Raw genomic sequence first — 17,704 nt, forward strand, 5'->3', positions numbered from 1 at the left:
GGTTTTAATGGGTGAGGCAAAGGCGCAACGTTCTGTTTCGTAACAGCAAGCGCTTACTGTGGTGGACGAGCTACAAACTCAATCGAACCCGCAATCCATACGGTCCGGCAGGGCCAGTGCCAGCGTAGTCCAGCTCCAGCTGCGAATGATGGACCCGGGCGATTTCATCGGCAATGGCCAATCCAAGGCCATTGCCCTCGCCGGCAGTGCCTTGCACACGGTAAAAGCGCTGCAGCGCCATCCCGCGCTCGTTGGGGGCAATACCAGGGCCGTCGTCTTCTACCTCCAGAAAGAAGCCCCAGCGCGGCTGCCCGGCGCCACTGCTGCCAGGAACCGGCGGTGTGGGCGCATCTGACGCGATCAACCCCGACACCCGGCCGCAACGGATGGTGACTGTGCCGCCCGGTGGTGTGTATTTGACGGCGTTGTCCACCAGATTACCCAGCAGCTCGCGCAGCAGCCACTCATGCCCGCTGACCTGCGCAGGCTGCGTTTCCAGCCCCAGGTCGATGCCTTTGCGCATGGCGGCATCCAGGTGCAGCGGCAAGATAGATTCGCAGAGTTCCTTCAGGTCCACCCGCTGCATGGGCTGGGCGCCGGCGGCCGACGCGTCGGCACGTGAAAGCGCCAGCAACTGGTTGGCCAGCTGCGACGTCCGTCGCGTGGCATTGCGCAGCTTGATGATTTTTTCGGCGGATAACGTAACAGCACCATCCGAGCCTGCAGCCTGAGCCACTTTGGCGGCTTGTGCCCAGGCTTCGACCTGCGCCTGAAGCCCCGCCAAAGGCGTGCGAAGCTGGTGCGCGGCATCGGCCACAAACCGGCGCTGCCCTTCCGCCTGGTCGTTCACCAGGCCAAAAAGGCGATTCAAGGCACTGACCAGCGGCTGAACTTCGGCCGGTGTGGCCAGTGGGTCGATGGCGCTCAGGTCACGCGGGTTGCGGCGCTCCACAGCGTCCTTGAGTTCAATCAATGGTTTGAGTGCCCGCGTCACGGCCCAGTTGAGTGCGAAGCCCGCAGCCAGCACCAGGATGAGGTTGGGCAGCAGCACCTTTATCAGCACGGAGCGCACCCATTGCTGGCGCGGGTCGGAGCCGTCTGCCAGCTGCACGATCAGCCCGCCCGCGGCTGTGTTGGCGCGCTGGGCCGCGATGCGGTAGGTCACGCCCTTGTGTTCGATGCTGTGGAACTCGGTTTCATGCGTGGCAGGCAGCAGGTCGGGGATCCAGTCCTCTCCCGCCATGAATTCGCCCTGGGCATCGGAAATCCGGAACCCGGCGGAGCCGACACGGCCCTTGAGGAAGTCGTCCACCGCAGGTGCCAGCAACAGCAAGGGTTCGCGCCCCCCGGGCGTGATGCCGGGTCCCACCACAGAGTCCGCCAACAAGGGAATCAGCCGCGCAAGTTGCTGGTCTTTCTGAAGCGCGACGCTGCCGGCGGTCTGGTAATCGAAGTAAACGCTGATCAGCGCAAAAATCCCCAGCGGCACCAGCAGGAGCAGGAGCAGGCGGCGCTGCAGGCCGGACTTCATGGCCGGCGGCACCAGGCGGCTGTTGCCGGTTCGTACGGCCAGGCCGGCCAGGCGGGCCTTCAGGCGGACGGCCCAGGGATGGCCAGGGGCGTCGTCCATGCGCGATGCTTACTCGGCGCCCGCGCCGGGCGTGCCGGACACGGCTTCCGTCAGTTCCAGGCGGTAGCCAAAACCGCGAATCGAGCGCACGGCGATGCCGTGCGGCTCGAGCTTGCCGCGCAGGCGTGAGATGTAGACCTCGATGGCGTTGGGCGTGATTTCCTTGTCCCAGCCGGTCATGGCCTGCAGGAGCTTGTCCTTGCTGGCGGGCTTGGGAGCGTGGATCAGTAAATATTCCATCACCGTCCATTCGCGAGGTCCGAGCTCCATCAGCTGGCCATTGGCGCGAGCCTCGCGGTTGGCAGTATCCAGCTCCAGCGCTCCAAAACTCAAGGTGGCGCTGGTGGCAGCCTGCGAACGTCGCAGCAGCGCGCGCAGGCGCGCCAGCAGTTCGGGTAGTTCGAATGGTTTGACCATATAGTCATCCGCCCCCAGATCCAGCCCCTGGACACGGTCCTGCAAGGCATCGCGCGCCGTCAGGATGAGTACCGGCATGGACATCCCGCCGCGGCGCAGGCGCCGGGTCAGTTCCAGCCCATCAATACGCGGCAGCCCGATGTCGATGATCGCGGCATCGAACGACTCGCCCTGCAGCACCTCCTCGGCGCGTTCGGCGCTGCCGACCCAGTCGACCGCATAACCGGCGTCGCTGAGCCCCAGCTTGATGCCGCTGGCTACCATCACGTCGTCTTCTACCAATAGGAGTCTCATACTCTAAGCATAGGGGCTGCAGATAAGGGAACTCATCGGGAATACACCAGCAGCGCACCGCCAGACAGCCTTTTGTCAAGAAGCCCTTGCAGCAACAGCTGGAACGCCCCCTCGAAAGGGTTTGGGCGGGCCAGAAGCCAGACCCCGACGGCCCATGGATTCGCAACCGCTTCCACCTAAAATCAGTGATAACTTACCGAGGTCTGTAAACAATGAAAGCAGTCATACTCGCCGGTGGCCTGGGAACACGCATTTCAGAAGAAACGCACACCAGACCCAAGCCCATGATAGAAATCGGTGGGATGCCCATACTCTGGCACATCCTGAAAATTTATTCTTCGCATGGCGTCAACGATTTCATAATCTGTTGCGGATACAAGGGCTATGTCATCAAGGAATACTTCGCCAACTATTTCCTTCATATGTCCGATGTTACTTTTGATATGAGCAAAAACAGCATGGAAGTTCACCAGCGTAGCGCCGAACCTTGGCGTGTAACGTTGATCGACACCGGCGAGGAAACCATGACTGGGGGGCGCCTGAAACGTGTCTCAACCTACCTTGAGGGCGAGGACGCATTTTGTTTTACGTATGGGGACGGCGTGAGCGACGTCAACATCACGGATCTAATCGCATATCATAAATCCGGGAACACAAAGGCCACCATGACGGCAACTTTTCCGCCGGGACGCTTTGGCGCACTGGACCTCGAAGGTTCCAGGGTGCGCAGCTTTCGTGAAAAACCCAAAGGCGACGGCGGCATGATCAACGGTGGCTTTTTTGTCCTCTCTCCTGAGGTCATTGACTACATCCAGGACGACAACACCGCCTGGGAGAGTGAGCCGCTGGAAAGGCTAGCGCAAGAGGGTCAGCTTGCTGCATATCAGCACACTGGGTTCTGGCAACCCATGGACACTCTACGTGACAAGACCTACCTGGAAGCTCTCTGGGCCGCCGGGCAGGCGCCTTGGAAAGCCTGGAAATGACCCCCGGTTTCTGGCAGGGCAAGCGTGTTTTCCTGACTGGACATACTGGGTTTAAAGGCAGTTGGTTGTCCCTATGGCTTCAGGATCTGGGCGCCGAGGTCACGGGTTACGCGCTTGCACCGTCGACGATACCCAATCTCTATAGCGAAGCCCATGTTGAATCGGGCATGAAGTCGGTCATCGGCGATATCCGCGATCTGTCCAAGCTCGGTGCGACGCTGCGAGAGGCCCAGCCTGAAATAGTTATCCACATGGCTGCCCAATCACTGGTCCGCCGGTCATACATCAGTCCCGTTGAAACCTACGCAACTAACATCATGGGGACGGTTCACCTGCTCGAAGCAGTACGCTGCACTCCCGGCGTCAAGGCCGTGGTCAATGTAACAACTGATAAATGCTATGAAAACCGGGAATGGGTTTGGGCCTACCGAGAAAATGAACCCATGGGCGGTTACGACCCCTACAGTAGCAGCAAGGGCTGCGCCGAACTGGTAAGCGCGGCCTATAGATCGTCATTCTTTAATCCTCTTCAATATAACCAACACGGTGTAGCGATTGCAACCGCACGTGCTGGCAACGTCATTGGCGGCGGCGACTGGGCTAGTGACAGATTGGTACCTGACATCCTGACTGCCTTCGAATCAGGCCGGCCAGCGGTTATCCGCAATCCGCATGCTGTCAGGCCGTGGCAACATGTGCTGGAACCACTTCGCGGCTATCTGACCTTGGCAGAACATCTTTACCAGCAAGGCACAACCTTCGCTGAAGCCTGGAATTTCGGCCCCCATGATGAAGATGCGCGGAACGTCGGCTGGATCGCAGAACAACTTGCCATCCGGTGGGGTGTAGGCGCGAGCTGGCAAACCGACGAGTCGATACACCCCCATGAAGCTACCTACCTGAAACTCGACATTTCCAAAGTGCGTAGCCGGTTCGGCTGGCAACCGATCTTACGACTGAACGACGCACTTAGCATGATCGTGGACTGGACACAGCAAAAGCAGGCGGGTGCCAGCTTGCGCAAGCTCTGCCTGGCCCAAATACAGGCCTATTGCCAAACCTGCCAGACCATTACTCTCAATTAAAAATGCAGAATGACAAAACGCACGCCCTCAGGCAACAGATAGCACTGCTGGTTGAGGAATATGCAGCCATTGCATTGACCCCTAATCCCTTCATGCCGGGCATGTCGGCGATTCCTCCCTCAGGCAAGGTCCTAGATTCAGCAGAGCTCAAAAACATGGTGGAAGCCAGCTTGGATGGCTGGCTAACGACCGGCCGGTTCAATGTGGAGTTCGAGAAAAGGCTGGCAGCATTCATTGGCATCAAACACTTGATCACGGTAAATTCGGGCTCATCTGCCAATCTCGTGGCCTTCAGCGCCTTAACTTCGCCAAGGCTGGGCGAACGAGCGATTCAGCGCGGTGATGAAGTGATTGGTGTGGCCGCCGGCTTCCCGACTACCGTCAACCCCATCCTGCAGTTCGGCGCCGTGCCGGTCTTCGTGGACGTCGACCGCCTCACGCACAACATCGACGCTGCCAAGATCGAAGCGGCGATCTCGCCGAAAACCAAGGCCATCATGCTGGCTCATTCGCTAGGCAACCCATTCAACCTAGACGTGGTCACCGCGATCTGCAAGAAACACCATTTGTGGCTGGTCGAAGACTGCTGCGACGCGCTGGGCACCACTTACCGCGGTCAGATGGTCGGCACCTTCGGCGACATCGCTACATTGAGCTTCTACCCCGCGCACCACATCACTATGGGTGAAGGCGGCGCGGTGTTCACTAACAATGACGAGCTCAAGGTCATCGCCGAGAGTTTTCGGGACTGGGGTCGCGACTGCTACTGCCCCCCCGGCAAGGACAACACCTGCGGCAAACGCTTTTGCTGGAAGCTGGGTAACCTGCCCGAGGGCTACGACCACAAATACACCTACAGTCATCTCGGCTACAACTTAAAAATCACGGACATGCAAGCCGCCTGCGGACTGGCGCAACTCGACAAGGCACCAGCATTCATCCAGGCGCGCAAGGACAACTTTAAATTCCTCAAGAAACGTCTGGCGGCTTGCGAGGAATTCGTATACCTGCCGCAAGCCACCGAGCATTCCGACCCGTCGTGGTTCGGCTTTCCCATTACCCTCAAGGAGAACTCCCCGGTAACGCGGCTGGACCTGCTAACCTATCTGGACCAGAACAAGGTCGGCACTCGGCTGCTGTTCGCCGGCAACCTGGTTCGCCAGCCTTATATGAAGGAACAACAATATCGCATCAGCGGCGAGCTGACCAACACAGACAACGTCATGAATAACACATTCTGGATTGGCGTGCAGCCGTCGCTTACAGAAAGCATGATGGAGTATTCGTGCAGCAAGATAGAAACCTACTTGGGCGTAAACTTCTGATGACAACCACGTTGACGCTTGCCAGAGACATCCGGAAAAACGCATTGTCGATGGCCTGCAAGGCCAAGGCATCTCACATCGGAAGCGCGCTGTCGATCGTCGACATCCTGGCCGTGCTGTATGGCGAAGTGATGCAATACGCACCATCAAACCCAGCCGAGCCCTCACGGGACCGCTTTATCCTGAGTAAGGGTCATGCATGCGTCGCGGTGTACGCGGCGCTCGCTGAAGTGGGAATCATTGCCCGTGAGCAACTACTGACTTACGGCGAAGACTTCTCCTGGTTGATGAACCACATTAGCCACAAGGTGGCCGGAGTGGAGTTCTCAACCGGAGCGTTGGGGCACGGCCTGCCATTCGGCGTGGGCAAGGCGTTAGCAGCGCAAAGTCGAAGCGAATCGTGGCGCACCTTCGTGCTACTGAGCGATGGTGAAATGGACGAGGGCGCGAATTGGGAAGCTCTGATGTTCGCCGCCCACCACAAGCTCGACCGACTGACCGCCGTTATCGATTACAACAAACTCCAGAGTCTGGATACCGTTGCAAGAACACTGGGCCTGGAGCCTCTCGTCGACAAACTGCACGCATTCGGGTGCACAGTTCATGAAGTGGACGGGCACGACCACTCGCAGCTTCTCACAGCGCTGCAGAAAATCACCCCCTATACACCGACCGTCGTGGTCGCGCATACCATCAAGGGGAAAGGTGTCAGCTTCATGGAGAACCGTGTAGAGTGGCACTACAAGAACCCGAGTGAAGTTCAACTAGCCGAGGCACTTGCTGAACTGGAGCGAGCTCATGCGTAACGCCTTCATCAGCGAACTCATCGCAGCGGCAGAACACAATAAAAAAATTGCTCTCGTCGTCGGTGATTTGGGCTACGGAGTGGTCGAACCCTTTGCCACTCGCTTTCCCGAGCGCTTCTTCAATGCTGGAGTGGCCGAACAAAATATGATGGGACTGGCAGCTGGCCTTGCATCCGAAGGGTTTCATGTCTTCGTCTATTCCATTGCCAATTTCCCGACCTTTCGCTGCGCGGAGCAGATCCGCAACGATGTGGACTACCACCAACTATCAGTGACCGTTGTCGCAGTTGGCGGTGGGCTGGCGTACGGCAATCTGGGTTATTCGCATCATGCCGTTCAAGATTACGCCCTGATGCGCGTGCTACCGCACATGTTGATCGCTGCTCCCGGGGATCCTCTGGAGGTACAAGCCTGTATGCGTTATCTAGTCGACAACCCTCAGCCCAGCTACCTTCGCTTGGGGAAATCCGGTGAACCTCGCATCCATGGAGATATTCCGGTCGTTCAACCCGGCCAATGGGTTGCTGTTCGCCACGGCAGATCTGGAGGGCAAGCCTATCTCACAACCGGCGCGGCACTGGAAGCTGTGCACCGCATGCTGGTCGACCAGTCCGACATGCGGGATTGCACGCTTTTCTCCATGCCGTTGTGGAGCATGAAAACCAAACCCGCCCAGGCCCGTCAGATCGCCGCCTTCGAAACAACAGTCACAGTAGAAGACCACTTGATGGATGGCGGCTTCGGTAGTTGGCTGCTTGAAGCCGCTTGCGCAGAACCGGCTCTTCTCGCACGCCTGCGTATCAAGGCGCTCGACGCCAGAGTCTGTGGCATGGTCGGAAAGCAGGCTACGCTAAATGCGGAGGGCGGCCTGACCGCTGCGATGTTATGCGGATAGCCATTCTCGGCGCGTCCAGTCAGATCGCATCTGACTTGATTCAGGCTTTTTCAACTGACAGCGAACATGCGCTGGGACTCTTTGCACGTAGGCCTACGGCGGTACAGGAGTGGCAACAGCGCGCCCGGTTGCCACGGATGTTTCCGGTCGCCAGTTTTGAGGCCTTCGGGTCGGACCACAACTATGACGCAATCATCAACTTTGTTGGCGTTGGTAACCCTGCAAAAACCGAGGCCATGGGTGCTGCAATCTTCGACGTCACACTGATCCACGACATGATGGCCCTGGACTATATCCAGACTCATCAAGCCTGTCGCTATATCTTCCTCAGCAGCGGCGCAGCATATGGCTCCACATTCGAGGAACCGGTGGATGCCGACACGGTAGCGAACGTCGCAATCAACGGACTCAAGCCGCAGGACTGGTATGCAGTGGCCAAGCTGTATGCAGAGTGCCGCCACAGAGCGCTACCCGCCCTGCCCATTACGGATGTCCGGGTCTTCAACTACTTCAGTCGTACCCAGGATATTTCAGCCAGATTTTTCATTACCGATCTTTTGAGAGCGGCGCGCGACGGCGCGATACTCAAGACCTCAGGCGATTACATGGTTCGCGACTACATTCACCCGTCCGACTTCTATCAGTTAATCGAAGCGCTGTTGCAGGCACCTCCAGCCAATACAGCCATCGATTGCTACAGCGCCGCACCAGTAGACAAGCCCGCATTGCTCCAAGCCATGCACACCGCTCTGGGTTTGCGTTATGAGGTGACTGACAACGGCTCGACGGTGAACGCCACAGGCAGCAAGCCGTACTACTACTCACTCAACCGTCGTGCCGCAGATTTCGGCTACAAACCCTACTTCACTTCCATTGATGGCGTCTTACATGAAGCCCGGGCAATGCTCGCCCTTGCAGCGGTGCCACACAGCCCATCGGCCTGACTTCCCGCGAAAAGTGCCTCCGCTGACTGTGCCGTCACCAGTCCTCGATTCGTTTGTGCTTTGTTCTGGTTGGCACTCCAATACGGTCGTCGAACATCATGAAACGTCTGCTTGCAGTCGAGCATAAGCACATTAATTTCGAGGTGTCGAGGACCGGTGGTCCATCCGGACTGCAGCAATAAAAAGTGCCGCAATCGCGGTTCTTTTTTCCCGCCTCGATAGCAATACTTGCTCAGTGCGAACGAATCATCGTGCCGTATGCTTGATCGGTCAGAATTTCCAGCAGCATGGCATGCGGCACCCGGCCGTCGATGATGTGGACCGAATTCACGCCGCTTTTGGCGGCATCCAGCGCACCTTCGATTTTGGGCAGCATGCCGCCTGAAATCGTGCCGTCGGCGAATAGTTCGTCGATCTCGCGGGCGCTCAGGTCGGTGAGCAGCTCGCCGGCCTTGTTGAGTACGCCGGGCGTGTTTGTCAGCAGCACCAGCTTTTCGGCTTTCAGCACAGTGGCCAGCTTGCCGGCCACCACGTCGGCGTTAATGTTATAGCTCTCGTTTTCCTCGCCGAAACCTATGGGGCTGATCACCGGGATGAAGGCATCATCCTGCAGCGCCTTGACCACGCTGGGATCAATGCTGACGATGTCGCCGACAAAACCGATGTCATGCTCCTTCGTGGCGTCGTCCTTATCGACCATTTTGAGTTTTTGCGCGCGGATCAATCCGCCATCGCGGCCCGTCAGGCCCACTGCCTTGCCGCCGGCCTGATTAATCAACCCGACAATGTCTTGCTGCACCTGGCCTGCCAGAACCCATTCCACCACTTCCATGGTTTCCTCATCGGTGACGCGCATGCCCTGGATGAAGTGGCCCTTCTTGCCCAGGCGGTTCAGCGCGGTCTCGATTTGCGGGCCGCCGCCGTGCACCACCACCGGGTTCATACCCACCAGCTTGAGCAGCACCACATCTTCCGCAAAATCCGCCTGCAGGGCCGGGTCCGTCATGGCATTTCCGCCGTATTTGATGACCATGGTCTTGCCATGGAACTTGCGGATGTAAGGCAGCGCCTGGGCAAGGATTTCGGCCTTGTCGCGCGGGCCTACATGGGAGAGGTCTGGGTCGGTAGAGGCGGTCATTCGGGTTGGCCTTGATGGTTGAAAGGATAGATATCCGAATTGTGCCGCATCAAGCGATGCCTTATGCACCTCAGCGGCGAAGCCACTTCGGTACCTTGAAGCGCACGATGGCCACGTAAAAGCTAACGTAAGAGACGACGAATAGCGCGCAGAAAAGCATCAGTATCGAAGTGTCACGCCAGAACAGCACCGCCGGCACTACTGTCATCAGCGTGAAGCTCCAGAGATACGGCGAAGTGCGGTTGTTGCGGATCAGCATACGACGCGAAGCATCGTCGTGGAACACGCCACGTACGATTCGACGGAATATCAGTTGGTGGAAATGCAGCGCGTCGGCAACACCGGGCGACCCACCACGTGCAAGCTTGCGATAGATCGAAAACACCGTTTCCCATACCGGGTAGATCAACAGCAGCATAGGAAACCACGGCGATACCGATTCGTGACGCTGCACTAGCAAGATAGACGTCGCGGCAATCACAACGCCCCAGAGATAGGCTCCGCCGTCACCCGCGAAAATCAAACCTCGCGGGTAATTCCAATACAAGAACCCTGCGGTCGCGGCGGCTAAGCAAAGCACGATGCCCGCAAGTTGTCGGTCCCCGAGCTGGAGTGCGACATAGACAATAGACAGGCTGATCAAGATCGTGACAGTGCCCGCCAGACCGTTGTACCCGTCGATGATGTTAAACGCGTGCGGCAGTCCGCAGATCGCAAGAAAAGCCAAGGCGATGCCGAGCCCTGGCACAACTGCCAGCAGGCTGTCGACGCCCGGTATGCCGAGCCTCGGCACCGACAACCCAAGCAAGGTGCAGGCCAGAGCGGCCGACAGTGCGGTAAGTAACAACCGATAGCGCACCGCCAGTCGCTGTGTCATGTCCTCATAGATGCCGCCTACCACAGCAGGCAGAAGCATCGCGGCCAGCGCCAGCGCCATCTGCCAAGTAACCGGTACTTGGAAGCGGCCAACCGTCAGCACGGCCGCAGTCCAACCAATCAACAGCCCTGCCAGTATGCCGACGCCCCCGAGGCGCGGCACATGCCCGGCGTGAAAACGCTGCGGCTTCGCGGTGTCATATGCCGCGGCGTGGTCATGCGCCATGCGGATGACCAGCACGGCCGAAACCAATGACACCGCGAAACTCAGACACAACAGGAAAACCATGGCGCTCCCAAACTCTTTGGTGCGATTATCGACGCAGCTGATGATCGTAAAATTCCAGCCAAGCCGCCACGACCACCGGCTGCGAGAACTGCCGCTGGGCGCGCAGCCGGGCCGCAGCGCCGAGTTCGGCGCGGCGCACCGGATCACCCAGCAATTGCTCGAGGGCGCCGGTCAGGGCTGGCACATCGCGCGCCGGCACCAGCAACCCAGTTTCGCCCTCCACCACTGCATCGGTGATGCCGTAGATGCGCGAGGCCACGCACGGCAAACCGGCGGCGGCAGCTTCGATCAGCGATAGCCCAAAACCCTCTCGATAGCTTGCAAGGCAAAAGATGTCGGCGGCCGCCATGTATTTTTGCGGTTCCGAGGTGAGACCTACTACATGTACGCGCTCGCGCGCCGCGCCGGCAAAAGTCAGCGCCGGCTGTAACGCACCTTCGTCGGGCCCGACCAGCAACAGATGCACGGCCGGATCGCGCAGAGCCAGTTCCGCAAACGCCTGAGCCAGTTCCAGCAAGCCCTTCTCGACATGCATACGGCCAATGTAAAGCAGCAGCGAGGCTTGCTCCGGCACGCCCAGTTGGCTACGCACCTCGGCACGCCATTGCGGCTGCGGTGCGAAGCGCACGGTGTCGACCCCAGCGATCGAGCCCTCACCGAGCACATGCAGGCGGCCCGGTGCCACGATGTTTTCGGCAACGAGAAAATCGCGCTGCGAAGCGCTGTCGACCAACAAAGAGCTAGCGCACGCCGCCAGCAACCGATCAATCGAGCGCAGCAACCAGCGCATCGTGCCGCTGCGCGTGGCCCATACCTGGCCTGTGAAGGTGTGGATGCGTACTGATATCCCGGCCAGTCGCGCCGCCATCATCGCTAACAAGCCGGCTTTCGGCGTTACGCTGTGGACGACATCGAAGCGGCGTGCGCGAAACAGGTCGAACAGCGTGTGCAACGCCGCCAGGTCGTGCAACAGCGCAATCGCGCGGGCGATCTCAAGGTTGACGATCTCGATGCGGCCATAGATGTCCTTGGCGATCGGCCCCGAGTCGGCGTTGACGACGACTGTTACGCGGTCGCCGCGCGCCAGCAGGGCGCGGATCGCCGGCGCAACAAACGCATTGAGGGCAAACGGGGTTGTAAGGACGAAACAGACGTGCATAGGAAAGGAGAGAGGATTTCGAAACAAGTTTAGCCTTATGCTGCCTGAAGAACGAGCTTTGTCACGCCTAGCTTGATTTAAGCTTCTAGTTTGGCCGCATTTTCCCTATGAATAACGATTCTTTCGACGCAGTCTATTTTCTGATGTTTCCCGGTTGGGAGAACGAGATGCGCTCAAATCGTTGGCACTTTATCTCTCGCTGGGCGCGTCATGCTCCGGTTGTCTTAATTCAGCCGACCCAGAATTTCCCCTCTCCTAGGCCGGATTCGACGCCCGAGCGGCGGATTCCCGGCGCACGCGTGCTGAAGATTCAGTCGCTCCGTGCTTCGCCATTTTTCGACGCGTCGACGCAGCTCGATATTCAGCTGGCACAGGTGGAGCGAGACATGGAGCAACACCAAGTCCGGCGCCCCCTGTTATGGGCCTACAACCCCGGGCTTAGCGACCTCTATGCGCGGCTACCCGCAGCCTATCGAGTTTTTCATGCAACCGAGGACTACTTTCGCTTCAGTGGTCCTGAACGAGGGCTGATTCCACAGTTGATTTTCTCTATCGACCTGAGCGATCTTGTAGTGGCGGTGTCCAGCGGCGTAGCAAGTTCGATTGCGACCCACGCGGCGGCGCGACGAGTCACTATCGAAACCAACGGCTGCGATTTTGATTTTTACGCCGATCCCAAAGTGCGGCAACATCCCATCAAATTGGCCCAATTGGACCGGCGCGTGGCAATCTATGCAGGCAACGTCAACGCACGACTCGACTTCGCGCTGATTTTGCGCGCCTGCGTCAGCCTGCCCGAGACACATTTCGTGCTTTTTGGTCCCTTAGCCGACCTGTCCGGGCATGATCTGAAGTCGTGGAAACAGTTGCTAGCGACCCCTAACTTCCGTTACCTCGGCGCCGCTACACCAGAGCAGTTGCGTAATCTTTACGCCGGGGCGGATCTAGGAATCATTCCTTATCTCGCCACACCAATGATTAAAGAAAGCGGCTTCCCGCTGAAAGCGCTCGAAATGGGTGCAAGCGGACTGCCCGTCGTATCGACTCTCATGAAGCCGCTGCAGGGACTTGCCGATGCAATTGTGGTCACATCGACGGCGGAACAGTTTATCGACGCCGTTCGGCATCTGGACCGCGCGTCGATGAACCCACGGCAAGTACAGGAACTGATTGGTGTGGCACAGCGCGAGGGCTATGACAACAAGTTCGCGCGCATCCGCGCGACCATTGCTGAGGACCTCGCGCAGCTTGCTGACCGTGGCTTGACACCAGCGCCCGATGACGCTTGGCGCCAACACATTGCCACCTTGCTCGGTCGTAAAAGCCAGCGCTGGCACTGGTTTTTTGAGCCCTACTCGCTGATGATCTCAGCCTACCGAGCGCTGCGAGACCTACGCAGCAGGGTGCGCATGGGTGCCGGAAAAACCTTCAATCCGACCGATCTGGGCAGTTGAGCGCCGCTCAAAGTCCCGACGACCAAACGCCTTCATCGTGCATGGACAGCCATTCTCCAAGGCTGATCCATCGCCACAGGGCCCAGGACAGGTTAGCCCGACCGGACTGGTGCATATCCCACATCCGACTCACCTCAGCAGCATCAAATCCCGCTAACTCGTGCAACGAACCCGAAAACAACATGCTGTGGGCCCAGTCCTTGATTTCACCGCGCAGCCAGATATCCAGCGGCGCGGCGTAGCCAACCTTGTCGGCACGCCACTGCACCTGCGAAGGCAATAGGCCCTCGCCAGCGCGCCGCATCACATACTTTTGCCAGCCGTCACGAATCAGCACATCTTCGGGTTGCCGGATACACCAGTCCACCAGTTCGTAGTCGAGGAAAGGCAGACGAGATTCCAAGCCGAACGCCATTGAATTGCGGTCCGCATAACGCAGCAGCGCGGGCAGTGAGTTGTATTGCACGGCCTCGGCTAGTTGGCGTTTGAGACGCATGCCACGCTGCGGCAACGGCACACCGATCTCGTAGTGGCCGGCATGTGCCCGGGGAGCACGGAACGCCAGAGCGTGCACCAACCGTATTGCCGACAACGACACCTGATGGTTGAAGCGCCTGGCGCTATCGGGGTATTTTTCACTAGCCGAACGCAAGCGAGCGTCGAACAACCGGGTTTCATTGAAAAGATCTCTCCACCGAAATTTTTCGGCGAGGTCAAGCTGGTGGCTTCTGAAGTAGTACTGGTAGCCGGCCAGGATTTCGTCAGCGCCCTGGCCGTCGAGCAGCACCGTCGTGGCGTTGGCTCGCGCGCAGCGGGCAACACACCATTGCAGGTAGATCGACGCCGACAGGAAGGGCTCCTCCTGATGCCAGTGCAACGCGCGCGACTCGCTCATCAGTCCGGTCGGGGTCGGTGAAACCGAATGCGAGTTGACCCCCGTGTGATCGACCACCAGGTCGATGAATTCGCCCTCCGATAAGCTGGGATCTGCATCGAAGCGGGCAGAGAAAGAATTTTGCGTCAGTGCCGTACCCTGGAGCCTCATGCGCGAAAGCGAACCGGCGATCATCGAAGAGTCGAGCCCTCCCGACAAACTGGTGCCTACCGGGACGTCGGCGCGCAGGCGCAGCCTGAGACTGCGCTCGAACAGAGCCGAGAACTCCTCGATCTTTTGTTCAATGGGTGCCGGATCCGCAACTTGCCCGTAGTCTGGTATCCAGTAACGCCATGAGCGCAGCACCTGGCCCGTGCTGTCGAGGATCATCGCGGTAGCCGGCAGGACGCGATAGACGTCGAGGAACATCGTCTCCGCGGAGTCCTCGTGGTAAGTCCCCGCCGTATACTTCTCAACCACTTTGGGGTTGACCCGTGCAGCGATACGCGGATGGGCGAACAGCGCCTTGATCTCCGAAGCAAATGCGACGCCGCCCTCGTCGACTCGCGAGAAAAACAGCGGCTTTTCGCCGAAGCGGTCGCGCGCCACAATGACCTGGCCTTTGCCTTCGTCGAGAATCACGAACGCGAACATTCCATTAAGGCGAGAAAGACACTCCGCACCCCAGTGCCGATAGCAGGCCAGCAGCACTTCGGTGTCGCTCGAGGTGCGAAAGCTCACGCCCTCGGCCTGCAGTTGCGCGCGCAATTCGATGTAGTTGTAAATCTCGCCGTTGAACACGATGGTGAGCCGGCCATCGTCACTCGTCATCGGCTGGCTGGCCGCTTCGGTCAAGTCGATGATGGACAGCCGGCGATGCGCCATGGCGATACTCATGGCGCCAAGATGCTTGACGACCAGGCCCGCGCCATCCGGACCGCGGTGCGCAAGACGATCGCGCATCGCGCCGATCATCGCATCCGACAGGGATGGCGCCGGGCCGATGACCGTGACTAAACCACACATGTTGTTTCCCTGTTAGCAGTGCCGTTGGCGGGTCTCGTGCAGCAGACCATGGCGACCAGGCGATCAGCGCCCTATCACGCGCAGCAACGGCCTGAGGGCGTTGCGCAGCGCAAATGGCGTCATGCCCCACAGCCTGAAAATGATTTTTCGCAAAGCGGTGCCGAGCAGGATTTTCTGCAGCCCTTGTGCCGACACACGATGCACGATGAACCGGACACTGGTCACCACGGCAAAGCGAAATTCGGCCGGCGAATAGGGCCTAGAGGTTGGCGTGATGGCCGCGGTGGCAAACCGCCCGGCCACCTCTGCGGCGAAAGTCTTGCCGAATTGCTCGTAGCTATACAGCGGATTCATCGCGACCTCGTTGAACGTATCGTCGGCGATCTGCTGCATGCGGGCCACATCGCGGAGAACCGCCAGCACCTCTGCAAAATTGCTGAAGTCCTTCTTGAGCGGAACGAAATGCCGCCCGGGTTTCAGGATGCCCGAGTACTCACCCTCGTAGAGCACCAGCACGGTCTTCAGAGCGGCCGCTTCGAAGCAGCGCGGCGAAATCTGGTTGTGCCGGATCAGCCCCTCATACGGTGTCAGGAACTTGTCGTGCACCTCCCTGAACGTCGTCTCCGGATGCCCGGACACGTAGCTATCGACGCGCGACTGAAGATCGCCCTCGAAATCAAAAACGCTGGCACCGCTTTCGACGCCGAGCATGGCTTTGCAGCCGACGACAAATTCAGTCCACTTCGGACCGTAGATGCGCGCGGACTCGTCGTAGGACAGGTCAAGCGCCAGCCCGGTGCCTTCTGCGGCTTCGCGGAATCGATCGGCGATCGTCCATTTTTCGTAGCCCAGCTCACCGAGCCAGAACGGCGGTTTGCGGGTGCGGTAACCGACATCGATGGGCCGCTGCGCCACAGGCAGCTTGGGATAGCCGAGCAGCGCGCTGGGTACATAGCCGGTCAGAGTGTTCAGGCGCACGGTATTCGGAAGCTGCGCCGCCGGGTAGACCTTTTCAATCTCGGGCGTCGGTATGCAGGTGAACAACAGCCCGACATCAAGTTCGGCGAGTATCTTCAGCACGCTGTTGATGCTGCGGTATTCATCCTGGATGAAGACTACCTTGAGGCCTTTTGCGGCCGCTACCTGGCGGCGAGATTCGGGGCTGATGTAGTGGTCACTGAGATAGCCGAGCGCGATTGAATAATGGACGACGATCACGTCGAAACGATCGAGGTCGAGACGTACTGGCAGATTGCGCAGGAAAGACAGCTCGAGGACGTTGTGGCCGCAGCCCTTGATCGCATCCAGGTGGTCGGTAATGGTCGAGGCGTCCGCGTTACCCACCGGCCGATTACACAGTAGCAGGACGTTGAGTTTTGCGTTCACCCCCGGCGCACCCTGCTCGCCGGCGCGGCCAGCAATGCGGCGACGATAGCCTGGGCACAGTTGCCGTCACCATAAAGCCCGCCGGCCGGAAATACGCCCGTCTGCAAGGCAGCGTCAACTGCAGCAACAATCGATTCGGCACTGTCTGGTGGTGCGAGGCGATTGGCGCCGCACTCGACCAGCTCCACCCACTCGGTCTCGTGCCGGATCGTGACGCAGGGCACCTCGAAGAAATAGGCTTCCTTCTGCACGCCCCCGGAATCGGTCAGGATCACACTGGCGTGCTGCTCGAGTTGCACCATCTCGAGGTAACCGACTGGATCTATCAGGCGGACATTCGCGAGGCGGTCGCCTTCGAGCAACTTCAGTTCACGCAAGGCCTTGTGGGTACGCGGATGTATCGGCCAGACCACGGGCTGGCGCTTCGAGGATTGCGCCAGCGCCTCGACGATCACGCCCAGCCTGGCAGCGTCGTCGACATTTTCGGCGCGATGGATCGTCGCGAGGAAATAGTTTCCCGCAGTGACGCCGAGCCGCTGCAAAAGATCGGTCTGCCCGACCAACTTGCTGTAATAAAGCGAAGCGTCGTACATCACGTCGCCGCTGGGAACCACCTTACCGCCGGTCAGACCTTCCGCGGCCAGGTTGCGAATCGCCTGGTCGGTCGGAGCCAGCAACAGGCTGGCCAGATGGTCGGCCATCACGCGGTTGATTTCCTCGGGCATGGCCCGGTTGAACGAGCGCAGGCCGGCTTCGACATGCGCCACGGGAATGTGCAACTTCGCGGCCGCCAATGCTCCGGCGAGCGTCGAGTTGGTGTCCCCATAGACCAAAACCCAATCGGGTGCTTCGGCCTGCATTAGCGGCTCCAGCTGTTCGAGCATGCGACCGGTCATGCTGCCATGCGACATGCCCCCAATCTGCAGGCGATGAACTGGCTTGGGAATATGCATCTCGTCGAAAAAAATGTCCGACATTTTTTCGTCGTAGTGCTGGCCCGTATGGACCAGACATTCCGAGATCGCGAGTCCGGTGCCGGCGAGGCGGTTGATTTCGCGGGAAACGACTGCCGCCTTGACAAACTGCGGTCGCGCGCCCACGACGGTAAATATCTTCATGG

General features: G+C 59.2%; 15 protein-coding genes. 7 read left to right on the plus strand and 8 right to left on the minus strand.

All coding sequences use genetic code 11. From position 1 onward, the window contains the following. Nucleotides 1-70 precede the first annotated feature (70 nt). A complete protein-coding gene (locus ACQ4MS_RS06060) occupies nt 71-1,531 on the minus strand; it encodes an ATP-binding protein (protein WP_431099543.1) in 1,461 nt (486 codons plus the stop codon). 108 nt (nt 1,532-1,639) lie between these two features. Beyond that, the gene (locus ACQ4MS_RS06065) at nt 1,640-2,341 is read right to left on the minus strand and encodes a response regulator (protein WP_431098410.1); all 702 of its coding nucleotides are present in this window, start codon (nt 2,339-2,341) and stop codon (nt 1,640-1,642) included. Nucleotides 2,342-2,553: 212 nt separating this feature from the next. Between ACQ4MS_RS06065 and rfbF the strand changes: the two genes are divergently transcribed. The 6 genes from rfbF to ACQ4MS_RS06095 are packed head-to-tail and all read left to right on the plus strand — an operon-like array spanning nt 2,554 to nt 8,382. After that, nucleotides 2,554-3,327: a glucose-1-phosphate cytidylyltransferase gene (rfbF, locus tag ACQ4MS_RS06070; protein WP_431098412.1), complete on the plus strand. Its 774-nt coding sequence runs from the start codon at nt 2,554-2,556 to the stop codon at nt 3,325-3,327. Further along, a complete protein-coding gene (gene rfbG / locus ACQ4MS_RS06075) occupies nt 3,324-4,412 on the plus strand; it encodes a CDP-glucose 4,6-dehydratase (protein ID WP_431099544.1) in 1,089 nt (362 codons plus the stop codon). Before rfbF ends, rfbG begins: the two co-directional genes overlap by 4 nt. A 2-nt stretch (nt 4,413-4,414) precedes the next feature. Beyond that, nucleotides 4,415-5,737 (plus strand): lipopolysaccharide biosynthesis protein RfbH, encoded by a 1,323-nt coding sequence (gene rfbH, locus ACQ4MS_RS06080; RefSeq protein WP_431098413.1) that lies wholly within the window; start codon nt 4,415-4,417, stop codon nt 5,735-5,737. Further along, nucleotides 5,737-6,543 carry a transketolase gene (locus ACQ4MS_RS06085; protein ID WP_431098415.1) on the plus strand — a complete coding sequence of 269 codons (807 nt, stop codon included), beginning with the start codon at nt 5,737-5,739 and terminating at the stop codon, nt 6,541-6,543. Before rfbH ends, ACQ4MS_RS06085 begins: the two co-directional genes overlap by 1 nt. Beyond that, entirely contained in the window at nt 6,536-7,438 is a 903-nt protein-coding gene (locus ACQ4MS_RS06090; protein WP_431098417.1) for a transketolase family protein, read from the plus strand. The genes ACQ4MS_RS06085 and ACQ4MS_RS06090 overlap by 8 nt, the downstream gene beginning before the upstream one ends. Beyond that, complete coding sequence (locus ACQ4MS_RS06095; protein WP_431098419.1) at nt 7,429-8,382, plus strand: NAD-dependent epimerase/dehydratase family protein; 954 nt, start codon at nt 7,429-7,431, stop codon at nt 8,380-8,382. The genes ACQ4MS_RS06090 and ACQ4MS_RS06095 overlap by 10 nt, the downstream gene beginning before the upstream one ends. A 232-nt stretch (nt 8,383-8,614) precedes the next feature. On the opposite strand, the gene argB is transcribed toward ACQ4MS_RS06095, so the two are convergent. The 3 genes from argB to ACQ4MS_RS06110 all read right to left on the minus strand — a co-directional run bounded on the left by argB (nt 8,615) and on the right by ACQ4MS_RS06110 (nt 11,844). Continuing rightward, nucleotides 8,615-9,520, minus strand: coding sequence for an acetylglutamate kinase (gene argB / locus ACQ4MS_RS06100; protein WP_431098421.1), 906 nt, complete (start codon nt 9,518-9,520; stop codon nt 8,615-8,617). A gap of 70 nt (nt 9,521-9,590) precedes the next feature. Next, a complete protein-coding gene (locus ACQ4MS_RS06105; protein WP_431098423.1) occupies nt 9,591-10,685 on the minus strand; it encodes an MraY family glycosyltransferase in 1,095 nt (364 codons plus the stop codon). Between the two features lie 25 nt (nt 10,686-10,710). Beyond that, nucleotides 10,711-11,844: a glycosyltransferase family 4 protein gene (locus tag ACQ4MS_RS06110; RefSeq protein WP_431098425.1), complete on the minus strand. Its 1,134-nt coding sequence runs from the start codon at nt 11,842-11,844 to the stop codon at nt 10,711-10,713. 107 nt (nt 11,845-11,951) lie between these two features. Between ACQ4MS_RS06110 and ACQ4MS_RS06115 the strand changes: the two genes are divergently transcribed. After that, the gene (locus ACQ4MS_RS06115; RefSeq protein ID WP_431098427.1) at nt 11,952-13,298 is read left to right on the plus strand and encodes a glycosyltransferase; all 1,347 of its coding nucleotides are present in this window, start codon (nt 11,952-11,954) and stop codon (nt 13,296-13,298) included. Between the two features lie 7 nt (nt 13,299-13,305). On the opposite strand, the gene asnB is transcribed toward ACQ4MS_RS06115, so the two are convergent. The 3 genes from asnB to wecB all read right to left on the minus strand — a co-directional run bounded on the left by asnB (nt 13,306) and on the right by wecB (nt 17,702). Next, entirely contained in the window at nt 13,306-15,198 is a 1,893-nt protein-coding gene (asnB, locus tag ACQ4MS_RS06120; RefSeq protein WP_431098429.1) for an asparagine synthase (glutamine-hydrolyzing), read from the minus strand. 63 nt (nt 15,199-15,261) lie between these two features. Beyond that, the gene (locus ACQ4MS_RS06125) at nt 15,262-16,584 is read right to left on the minus strand and encodes a hypothetical protein (RefSeq protein WP_431098431.1); all 1,323 of its coding nucleotides are present in this window, start codon (nt 16,582-16,584) and stop codon (nt 15,262-15,264) included. Next, nucleotides 16,581-17,702, minus strand: a complete 1,122-nt coding sequence (gene wecB / locus ACQ4MS_RS06130; RefSeq protein ID WP_431098433.1) for a non-hydrolyzing UDP-N-acetylglucosamine 2-epimerase — start codon at nt 17,700-17,702, stop codon at nt 16,581-16,583. Before wecB ends, ACQ4MS_RS06125 begins: the two co-directional genes overlap by 4 nt. Between the last annotated feature and the right edge of the window lie 2 nt (nt 17,703-17,704).

The sequence above is a fragment of the Polaromonas aquatica genome (assembly GCF_050626995.1).
In the GTDB taxonomy this organism is placed as follows: domain Bacteria; phylum Pseudomonadota; class Gammaproteobacteria; order Burkholderiales; family Burkholderiaceae_C; genus Polaromonas; species Polaromonas aquatica_A.